The following is a 10,264-nucleotide window of genomic DNA, read 5'->3' on the forward strand; positions in this document are numbered from 1 at the left end:
GATGGCACTGGACGCGACCGAGCAGCAAACCGCAGGCGACACCGGGCTGGTGATCTTCCGCGCCAGCCGGCTTGAGGCATTGGTGCCGCCGTTGCGCGAAATGCTGCGGCAGACCCGGCCCGCGTCGGTGCTGGCGCCGCAGACGGTGGTGGCCGCGCACCCGGGCATGAAGCAATGGTTGACCGGTGCGCTGGCGCGACTGGCCGGGCCGACCGGGGTGGTGGCCAACCTGGAGGTGATCCTCCCCAGCTCGTGGTTGAACGCGGTCGCGGGCGCGCGGCTCGGCGCGCAGGCGGTGAAGCTGCCGGCATGGCAGCGCGCCCACCTGCGTTGGACGCTCCACGACCTGCTGCGACCGGGGCACGCAGTGCCAGGGCTCGACGATTCACGCATCGAGCGCTACCTCGCGCCCGCACCCGGCGCGGCGGAGGCCGAGGCGGCCCGACGCCGCTTCCAGTTGGCCGATCGGCTGGCGGGACTGTATTCCCAGTACCTGGTGTATCGACCGGACTGGCTCGATGCTTGGGAGCACGGCCAGTACCGGTTCGCCACCGCGCGGCAGGCCGACAACGACCTGCAGCGCCTGGAGTCGGCCCTGCTGGCGCCGTTGTGGCGTGCGCTCAAGGAGCGACTGGGCGCTCATCGCGCCGATGCGGTGGACGCGCTGGTGGCCGCGTTGCAGTCCCCCACAATGTGCGAGCCGCTGCACGTGTTCGGCATCAGCCACCTGCCGCCGCGGGAGATGGACGTGCTGCGGGCGTGGGCGCGGCATGCACTGGTCTGCCTCTACGTCCCCGACCCGAGTCGCGAGTACTGGGGCGGGCTGGCGCATCGCCGCGACGGCGTGGCGGGCTTGCGCGCGTGGTCACGAAAAGAACAGGCGCGCATGGATGCCGCCGGGGATGGCGATTGGTGTGAAGCACAGGCACATCCGCTGCTGGCGCGTTGGGGCCGGTTGGGCCAGCATTTCTTCGCCGCACTGGTCGAAGGCGAAGTCCGCGAGGACATGCGCCATGGCCAGGACGAAGTGGACGTCGCCCCCGCCAACCGGTTGCAGCGGGTGCAGGAGAGCATCCGCCGCCTGGATCCGGCACTGATGGATGATCCCTTGCCGCTTGCGGATGCTGATGGCAACGAGCAGGCGGAGTCACGCGAGGCCTGGCAGGCCCGCGGGCGTGCGGATGCCAGCCTGCGGTTGCACGCCTGCCACACGCGCCTGCGCGAGCTCGAGGTACTGCGCGACGCGCTGCTGGACGCGGTGGAGCACGATGGGGTGCGGGCCGGCAACATCGTGGTCATGGCGCCCGACATCGGCGCCTACGCGCCGTTGATTCCCACCGTATTCGGCGAGCCCGGTAGCCCACGCGAGCGGTTGTTGCCGTACCACCTCAGCGACGTGCCCATCGCGCGCGGCCATCGATTGTTCAGCACGTTCCGCCGCCTGCTGGAACTGGGCAGCAGCCGCGCCACCACGCCGGAGGTAGCCGACCTGTTGGCCATCCCCGAAGTGGCGCGTCGCCTCGGCCTGGGCCCCGATACCGCCGAGGCGTTGCTGGGCTGGCTGGAGCGCAGCCGCGTGGCATGGGCGCTGGATGGAGCACACCGCGCCGCGTTCGCCGCACCGTCCAGCGTGGACCACAGCTTCGCCTGGGCGATGGATCGCCTGCTCGCCGGCTACGTCATGGCCGACGCGCCGGAGGATGCGCGCGTCGCGACGTTGGACTTGCCCGATGCCAGCAGGGTGCTGCCGCTGGCGGGCGTGCAGGGGCCGGCCACCGCAGGCCTGGGCGCGCTGGATCGCCTGCTGTGCGAGTTGCAGCGCTGGCGCGACCTGAGTGACCAGATCCTGTCGGCATCGGCGTGGGCGGTCGAGTTGAAGAAGCGCCTGGAGGCACTGCTGCGCGCCGATCCCGAAGACGGTGATGCGGTCGAAGCGATCAAGACCCTCGGTCAGATCATCGCCCAGCTCGGCGCGGAACCGGCGAAGGCGGGCCTGGATCCGGAGCTGCACTTCGCCGTGGTCCGCGACCTGTTGATCGACGCCCTGGACAGCGTGCCCGAGCGCCAACGCTTCCTGATGGGCGGCATCACCTTCTGCGGGATGGTGCCGCAACGCGCCATTCCGTTTGAGGTGGTGTGCGTGCTGGGACTCAACGATGGCGAGTTCCCGCGCAGTCATCGCGACGGCGGCCTCGACCTGATGGCGAGGGTGCGGCGCCTTGGCGATCGCGACGTGCGCAGCGACGACCGCTACCTGTTCCTCGAAACCCTGATGTCCGCGCGCAAGCGCCTGCACCTGAGCTGGGTGGGACAGGGCGTGCGCGACGGTGCCGCACGCAACCCGGCGCCGCCGCTCGCCGAACTGATCGCCGCATTGGACCACGCCTCCGGCACGCAGGGGCTGTCGATGGACGCGCCGCATGCGGATCGGCCGTGGTGGGTGTGGCACCCGCTGCAGCCCTTCGACGAGCGCTACTTCAACGGCGAGGACCCCGCGCTGTTCTCGTACTCGCGGGTGTTTGCGCGCCAGCATGGCGACGGCCGCGGCGAGGCGCCGGCGTTCCTCGAAGGCGACGCCGGCGCGGCCGATCCGCTGCCGATGCCGTTGTCGCTGCGGGCACTGGGTGACTTCTTCAAGCGCCCCGCCGACTACCTGCTGAAGCGGCGTCTGCAGCTGAACCTGGAAGCGCTCGACCAGGACCACCTGCCGGCCACTGAGCCCTTGGATGATCGGCTTGAGCGCGTACAGACGATCGCGCGCCGCGTGTTTTTCGGCGAGGCCTTGCCGCAGGGATACACCGCCGAGGGCGTGCCGGTCTGGCGCCCAGACCACATCCCCGACTGGGTCGCGCACGGCGGCTTGCTGCCGCCCGGTGAACTGGGCCGCATCGCGTGGCGGCACGAAGCCAATGCCGTGATGGCCCTGCTGACGGCTGCGGCGGCGCACGGACTTGGCGGCACAGGCTTCCGCGAGGCTCACTCGGTGGAAGTGGACCTGGTGGTGCCAATGGAAGCCACCCACCCGGACGCCAGGGCAGAATCACACGCGGCGCGGCTGCATGGCGTGGTCGAGCACGTGTTCGTCGATGCGGCGACCGGGGCTCACCTGTTGGTCCGCGCCTTCCCCAAGGCCGGGCCTGATGCGCACAAGGCGCTCAAGCCCGTGGCGGACCTGGACTATGGCGAACGCGTGCGACTGTTCATCGAGTGGGCCGCGTTGCGCCTGCATTCCGGCGCGCAACCCAACCCACCGTCGGTGCAGGTCGGCCTGCTGGCGCTCGATGGCGAAACGTGGGACGACCTGGGCTGGCGTGCGTGGGATGCCCATTTCCTCGCCACGCCGCAGGCGCGAGCCGCGCTGCTGGCGCAGTTGCGCCAGCGACTGCATACGCTGTTGGCGCTATGGCAGGACGCGAGCGCGCAGCCGCCGGTCTACTTTCCCCGCACCGCGTGGCAGGCGCGCCAGGCGTGGGACAAGGCCATGCGCAAGGCCGCTGATGGCGCACACGACGCCTCGCCATCGCGTGCCGCACTCGTAGCGGCGGCCCGCGCGGCCGAAACCGCCTTCGACAACGACCGCGGCGGCGAGCGCGACCGCGCGCCCGGCTACGCGCGGGTGCTGGCGCGCGGACTGTCGTTCGCGCTGGACCCGGCGGACACCGACGGCGGCATCGACCCCCTCGTCGACATCGGCAGCGCCACTCGTCCGGCGGCCGTCGGTCAATTGCTGGATTACGCCATGAAACTCGACGCGGTGATGCAGCTCGACGTGCCCTCCGGCAGCGTGCGGGAGCCCGCGCATGACTGACCCCCGCGACTGGCGCACGCTGCCCCTGGTTGGCGACGGCCGTACCCTGGTCGAGGCCAGTGCGGGCACCGGCAAGACCTGGACCATCGGCGCACTGTACCTGCGCCTGCTGCTGGAGGACCGCACCGGACAGGGGCCGCTCTCGCCCCGTCAGATCGTGGTCGCCACGTACACCAACGCCGCCGCCGACGAACTGCGTCGGCGCCTGCGCGGACGTCTGCTGGAGACATTGGACCTCGCTGCCAACGGCTTCCACCTCGCGGCGCCGCCAGCGTCCGAGCACACCGACCGCGCGTGGCTGCATGCACGCTGGCAGCGCACGGACACGCTGGCCGCGGACCGCGAGCGCCTCGGCCTGGCGCTGGCCGAACTGGACCTTGCCCCGGTGAGCACACTGCACCGGTTGTGTGCGCGCATCCTGGCAGACCACCCGTTCGCTGCCGGCGCCGCCTTCCGCACGCCCGAGATGGTGGACAGCCAGCAGCGTGTGCACGAACTGGCCGACGACCTGTGGCGGCTGCTGCAGAGCGACGATGCCGCCGACCTCGCGGCCCACGCCGTACTGCAGGCGCGCAACGGGCTGCACCACGTGCCCACCCGTGAGACCGTGCGCCACGACCTTGAGGGGCTGATGCAGCCGTTGGTGGTGGTGGAGGCGGACGAGGTGCCGGTGGCATGGCTGGCCCAGGTGCAGGCCACGCTGGCGGCCGTCGTCGAGCGGCCCCAGATTTTCGCGAGGAGCACTTCGGTGCTGCTCAAGCAGTGGAAGGCGCTGGCGGAGTTCCTGGCCAGCTGCCCGTCCGGTGCGCCCGCCTGGGACTTGCTCCCCAAGGCCAAGGAGGTCCGCGCAGCCCTCGGCAACCTGCAACACAACCAGGTCAAACCCGAGTTTCACCAGGACCCCGGCGTGCTGGCCGCGGCAGCCACCACCGAACCCGTGCTCGACGCCATCAGCCGGATGCAGGCCCTGCCGCGAGCGCGTTTCCTCGCCGCCGTCCAGGCCTGGGCCCGGGCGGAGCTTGATCGCCGTCTGGGCGCAGCCCGCCAATTGGGTTTCGATGACCTGCTCACCACCGTCCACGACGCGTTGCGCCCGACGATCGACGGCGCCCGGCCGTTGGCCGATGCCCTGCGCCAGGCCTGGCCGGTCGCATTGATCGATGAATTCCAGGACACCGACCCGGTGCAGTTCGGCATCCTCGACGCGATCTACCGCGACGCGGATGGCGCGCCGCGCGGCCGCCTGGTGCTGATCGGCGACCCCAAGCAGGCCATCTACCGGTTCCGCGGTGGCGACATCCACACCTACGAGCGGGCCAAGGCCGATGTGCCCGAAGCCGACCGATTGACCCTGGACATCAACCGCCGCTCCTCGGACGATTTCGTCGAAGCGGTCAACCAGTTCTACGACGTTGCCGGCGCCAAGCTCGGCGCACCCGGTTCCGGCACGCCCATCACCTACACTCGGGCGCGTCCCAGCGGGCGGCGCGCCGCGCACCGCTATGCCGGTCCGGATGGCGCCGGAAGCCGCTGCCTGGTGCTGCACAGCGCCGCAGACGGCGAGGCCGACGAATCGAGCGCCCTGCGCTCCTGTGCCAACCGCATCACCCGCCTGCTGGATGCTCGCGGCGGCCACACGATCGGCGACCGCACTCTGCAGGCCTCCGACCTGTGCGTGCTGGTGCCCAACAACGGCCAGGCCATCGCCATGCTTACGCTGCTGCGCGAGCGGGGCGTGCCTTGCGTGTTGCGCGGCCGGCAAAGCGTGTTCACGGACAACGCGCTCGCGCGCGACCTGCTGGTGGTGCTGCACGCCGTGGTCCATTGCCATGATCCGGCCGTGCTGCGCGCCGCACTGGGCACAGGTTTGTGGGGCCTGGGATACCAGCGTCTGCGCGCACTGCGCGACGACCCGGCGGCATGGCAGGAGGAGGCCGCACGCTTCCACCGCTGGCAGCGCCTGTGGCGCGAACGCGGCGTGCTGTCCGTGGTCACGTCGCTGATCGACGAGGTTGCACGCGCGCATCTGGACACGCGCGAGGGCCACCGGGTGCTGACCGACCTGCGCCATCTGGGCGAACTGCTGCAGGCCTGCGAAGACCAGGCCGATGGCATGGCCTCGGTGCTCAAGTGGCTGCAGCAGCGCATTGAAGGCTCGCGTGAGGACAGCGAGGACGCTGCCGACGCCAACGCACTGCGCATCGAATCAGACGCCCATTGCGTGCAGGTGATGACCCTGCACGGCAGCAAGGGCCTGGAGTTCAACGTGGTGCTGCTGCCGCTGATGTGGAAGCACGAAGGGCGCGCGCGCCAGCACGCCAAGGGCCTGCGCAAGCTGTCCGGCGTGGATGGCCTGCGCCGCGTGGCGCTGGACGAGGCCAGCGTGCGGCTTGATGACCGCGAACAGCAGGACGAGCGCTTCCGCGTGCTCTACGTGGCACTGACGCGAGCGGTACACGCCTGCCACGCATGGATCGCGCCGCATGCGAAGCAGGGCGCTGACGATGCCCTGGCCGCGCCGTTGGCGCTGGCCACCCCGCGTCTTGATGCCGAGGCGCTCGCCGCACATGGGGCCGACCGCATCGCCGTGGTGGCGGGATGGTGGACGTCGCCGGTGTTGCGCCCGCCGCAGCCCATTCGCGTGCGCACCGGCGACGAGGCGCGCGCCCTTCCGGCTGTCCCGGAACGCATCCTCCCGTCGCGCCACAGCTTCACCACGCTCGTGGCGCGACGCCGCCGGTTCGAAGCCGATCCTTGGGCGGCGGCGGGCGACGAGCGCGACGCCGCGGTTCTCAACGAGCCCCTCGACGCGTCCGCGATGGACGACGCAACGGCCCCAGTCACCGCGACCGCCACAGCCACGCCGCACCCGGAACTGGACAGCCTGTTGGGCGTGGCTGGTGCGGATTTCGGCAACGCCATCCATCGCATCCTCGAACTGCGCGCGCCCGACGAACCTTTGGCCGCGCAGCACGCGCTGGTGCGCGAGAGCCTCACCCATTACGACGTCAGCCATCGCGAGCTGACCACCGAAGCGTTGGCTGAGCGACTGATCCTGCGATTGCAGGCCGTGCTGGACGCGGACCTCGCGCGGGCAGGCGTGCGCCTGGCCGACCTGCCCGCCACCGCGCTGCGCGCGGAGATGGAGTTCAACTACGCCCTCGATGGTGCCTCGCTCGGGCGCCTGCGCGATATCTGCGCCCAGCACGGATGGCCGCAACTCATCCCTGCGCGCGCGCAGCAGCTCGCGGGCCTGATGAACGGCAAGATCGACCTTGTGTTCGAGCACGCGGGTCGGTTCCACATCCTCGACTGGAAGGGCAACGACCTCGGCGATGGCGCCTCTGCCTGCCTGGAGGATTACGCCCCCGCCGCGCTGGAGCGGAAGATGGACAGTACCCACTACCGCTTCCAGGCACTGCTCTACACCGTGGCCATCGACCGTTACTTGCGTGATCGCCTGGGCGACGCCTATGACCGCGCCCGCCACCTCGGTGATTGCTGGTACCTGTTCGTGCGCGCCACCGGCCTGCAGCTGCCCGACGGCACGCCCTGTGGTGTGTGGCGCCATCGATTCAACGACGCCCTGATCGACGCGGTGCAGGCCGAGCTGTCGCGCGTCGAAGTGGGTGTGGAGGAGGCCGCGTGAACCTGCCCGTCGCACGCGGCTTCCACTTCCGCCCGGTGCCAGGCTTCGAGCCGCCCGAGGCCTGGTCCAGTCTCGACCACGCCGTTGCGCGTTGGGTACTGGCCCACGGCGGCGATGTGCGGTTGGCGCGGCTCGCCGGCTGGGCCAGCGCCGCCGAATCGCGCGGCGACGCGGCGCTGCTGCTCACCGCGGAAGGCGCACAACGGCTCGGCATGCCCTGGTCGCCGGACCTGCCCGCCGCCGTGCAGGCGATGGCCGACGATGCGGGCGACGCATGGGTGCAGCGCACCGTGGGCGAGGTGGTTCCGGCCAGCCCCTTCGTGCTCGATGGCGAAGCGTTCTTCCTGCGCCGCAACTTCCTGCACGAAACCGCAGTCGCCGGCTTGGTCCGGCACCGTCGCGCAGCATGCCCCACGCCCGCGCACGCCATCACCGATGACGACCTGCGTGACCTGTTCAATAGCAGCACCCGCGACGAGGAAGCGCCGCAGCGTGCGGCCGTACGCCAGGCGCCGGGCAAGCGCCTGTTCGTGCTCACCGGCGGCCCTGGCACCGGCAAGACCACCACGGTGCTGCGCATGCTGCTGGCGCTGGTGCGCGAACACACGGCCGCCCACGCCGGCCGCGCGCCGGTCGTGCGCATCGCCGCGCCTACCGGCAAGGCCGCCCAGCGTCTGACCGAGTCGCTGCGCAGGGGCGGCGTCGCGCTGCACGCAAGACCGCCGTCGCATGGTGCCGATGCCGAAAGCGCCACCGCCGCCCGTCCGTGGAGTCCACTGCCGTCCACGTGGCAGCCCCATCTGGACAGCCTCGCCACCGCCGAATCCGGCACCCTGCATCGGCTGCTGGGCAGCCGTGGGGGGCAGGGCGGCTTCGCTCACCACCGCGAACACCGCCTGCCGGCCGACATCGTGGTGGTCGACGAAGCCTCGATGATCGACCTGGCCCTGCTGCGCGCCCTGCTCGAAGCACTGCGCGACGATGCCGTGCTGGTGCTGGTGGGCGATGCGGACCAGCTGACCTCGGTAGGCACCGGCTCGGTGCTGGCCGATCTGGTGGCTGCACTGGAAGGCGGCGATGCGCCCGATCTGGTGCGCCTGCGCCACTGCTTCCGCGCTGACCGCTTGCTCGTGCCGATCAACGACGCTGTGCGCAATGGCGACGTTGCCGCCTTCCAGGATGCGTGGCGCGCTGCGGGTAGCCAGGCGGTGCGCCATGCGCCACTGGATCGTCGCGCCCTGGACCCCTTGCTTTCGGCCTGGGCCCGGCGCGTGGAAACCGCACTGTCGCAGGCCTGTGCGTTCGACGTGCTGCACGACGCCGATCCTGCTGCCGCGCGCCGCGCGCTGTCCGCACTGCATGCCCAGCAACTGCTGTGCGCGTTGCGTGAAGGCCCGTTCGGTGCCGTCGATGCCAACGCACGCATCGAGCACCACCTGCGTCGCAGCGAAACCCTCGCCGAGTGGGCGGGCGCCGACTGGTATCCGGGGCGTGCGGTGATGGTGGTCCGCAACGACTATGCCAGTAATCTGTTCAACGGCGACGTGGGCCTGTGCCTGCGCGTGCGCCTGGACGATGGCCGCGAGGTGTTGCGCGTGGCATTCGAAGGAGTTGCTGGCAACGACAGTGAGGGTGACACGCCGGCGGTGCGCTGGTTCGACCCTGACACCCTGCCCGCGCACGAGGGCGCGTTCGCCCTGACCGTGCACAAGAGCCAGGGCTCCGAGTACCGCCACGTAGCGCTGCTGCTGCCACCCGTGGCCGAGCATCCGCTGTTGGTGCGGCAGATGCTTTACACCGGCCTGTCGCGCGCGCGCCAGAGCGTGGAACTGTGGGGAACAAGCGACGCGGTCATTGCGTGCATGGATAACGCGCTGACCCGCGCCGGGCGCCTGCGCGAGCGAATCGGCGGGTGAGGGCAGGAGACGGATCGGCAAAGGCTTACCGCGGCCCGTCCGCGCTGGGCTGGCCCGCCGCCAACAAAAAAGCCCGCCAAGGCGGGCTTTTCAGGGTGGGGCAAGGCCCCTTATCTGCGACATCACCGGACTGGTGGCTATGGGTGGACTCGAACCACCGACCCCAGCATTATGAGTGCTGTGCTCTAACCGGCTGAGCTACATAGCCGGGAGTCGCAGATCACGCCGCAGTCGCGGCGAGCCGCAAATTGTGCGGATACCGACTGGCAATGTCAATTCACCGCCCGGGCCGCGGTCGACTTGTCCTGTGCCACACCCCGTGGCAGAGTCGGAGACAGAGACGCAAGTCACCCTAATTCAGGAGTCCGCATCGTGATCGATCCGGACGGCTACAGGCCCAATGTCGGCATCATCCTGATGCATCCGGACGGCCGCCTGTTCTGGGCGCGCCGGGTGCATCGCGATGGTTGGCAATTCCCGCAGGGCGGGATGAACAGCGACGAGACGCCGCTCGAGGCGATGTACCGCGAGTTGCGTGAAGAAACCGGCTTGATGCCCGAGCACGTGGAAGTGCTGGGCGCCACCCCGGGCTGGCTGCGCTACCGCCTGCCGCAGCGCTCCATCCGCCGCCACGACCGGCTGGTCTGCATCGGCCAGAAGCAGGTCTGGTTCCTGCTGCGCCTGACTGGCACCGAATCGGACCTGCGGTTGGATCTCACCGACAAACCCGAGTTCGACCACTGGCGCTGGGTCGACTTCTGGTACCCGGTGGAGCACGTGGTGATGTTCAAGCGTGGGGTCTACGCCAGCGCGCTGCATCACCTGGCCCCGGTGGCTCGCCGCGTGGTCGGGCCGCACGCGGTGCCCGATCCGCGCGGCCTGCCCGGCCTG

General features: G+C 70.4%; 4 protein-coding genes and 1 tRNA gene. 4 read left to right on the forward strand and 1 reads right to left on the reverse strand.

The window, feature by feature from the left end:
• Position 1 precedes the first annotated feature (1 nt).
• The 3 genes from recC to recD are packed head-to-tail and all read left to right on the forward strand — an operon-like array spanning position 2 to position 9,373.
• Complete coding sequence (gene recC, locus N800_RS12175) at positions 2 to 3,808, forward strand: exodeoxyribonuclease V subunit gamma (RefSeq protein WP_052108211.1); 3,807 nt, start codon at positions 2 to 4, stop codon at positions 3,806 to 3,808.
• On the forward strand, positions 3,801 to 7,457 hold the full coding sequence (locus tag N800_RS12180) for a UvrD-helicase domain-containing protein (RefSeq protein WP_036138979.1): 3,657 nt from the start codon (positions 3,801 to 3,803) through the stop codon (positions 7,455 to 7,457). The genes recC and N800_RS12180 overlap by 8 nt, the downstream gene beginning before the upstream one ends.
• Positions 7,454 to 9,373, forward strand: a complete 1,920-nt coding sequence (gene recD / locus N800_RS12185; protein WP_232227639.1) for an exodeoxyribonuclease V subunit alpha — start codon at positions 7,454 to 7,456, stop codon at positions 9,371 to 9,373. Before N800_RS12180 ends, recD begins: the two co-directional genes overlap by 4 nt.
• A 131-nt stretch (positions 9,374 to 9,504) precedes the next feature.
• On the opposite strand, the gene N800_RS12190 is transcribed toward recD, so the two are convergent.
• A tRNA-Met gene (locus N800_RS12190) sits at positions 9,505 to 9,581 on the reverse strand.
• Positions 9,582 to 9,745: 164 nt separating this feature from the next.
• Between N800_RS12190 and N800_RS12195 the strand changes: the two genes are divergently transcribed.
• Positions 9,746 to 10,264, forward strand: a 519-nt coding sequence (locus N800_RS12195; protein WP_036138980.1) for an RNA pyrophosphohydrolase, incomplete at its 3' end; no start/stop codon positions are given.

This window comes from Lysobacter daejeonensis GH1-9, assembly GCF_000768355.1.
Classification (GTDB): Bacteria; Pseudomonadota; Gammaproteobacteria; order Xanthomonadales; family Xanthomonadaceae; genus Aerolutibacter; species Aerolutibacter daejeonensis.

Coding starts and splice junctions, on each gene's coding strand:
- N800_RS12180 (WP_036138979.1), top strand. CDS start 3,801: ATGACTGACCCCCGCGACTGGCGCACGCTGCCCCTGGTTGGCGACGGC.
- recC (WP_052108211.1), top strand. CDS start 2: ATGGCACTGGACGCGACCGAGCAGCAAACCGCAGGCGACACCGGGCTG.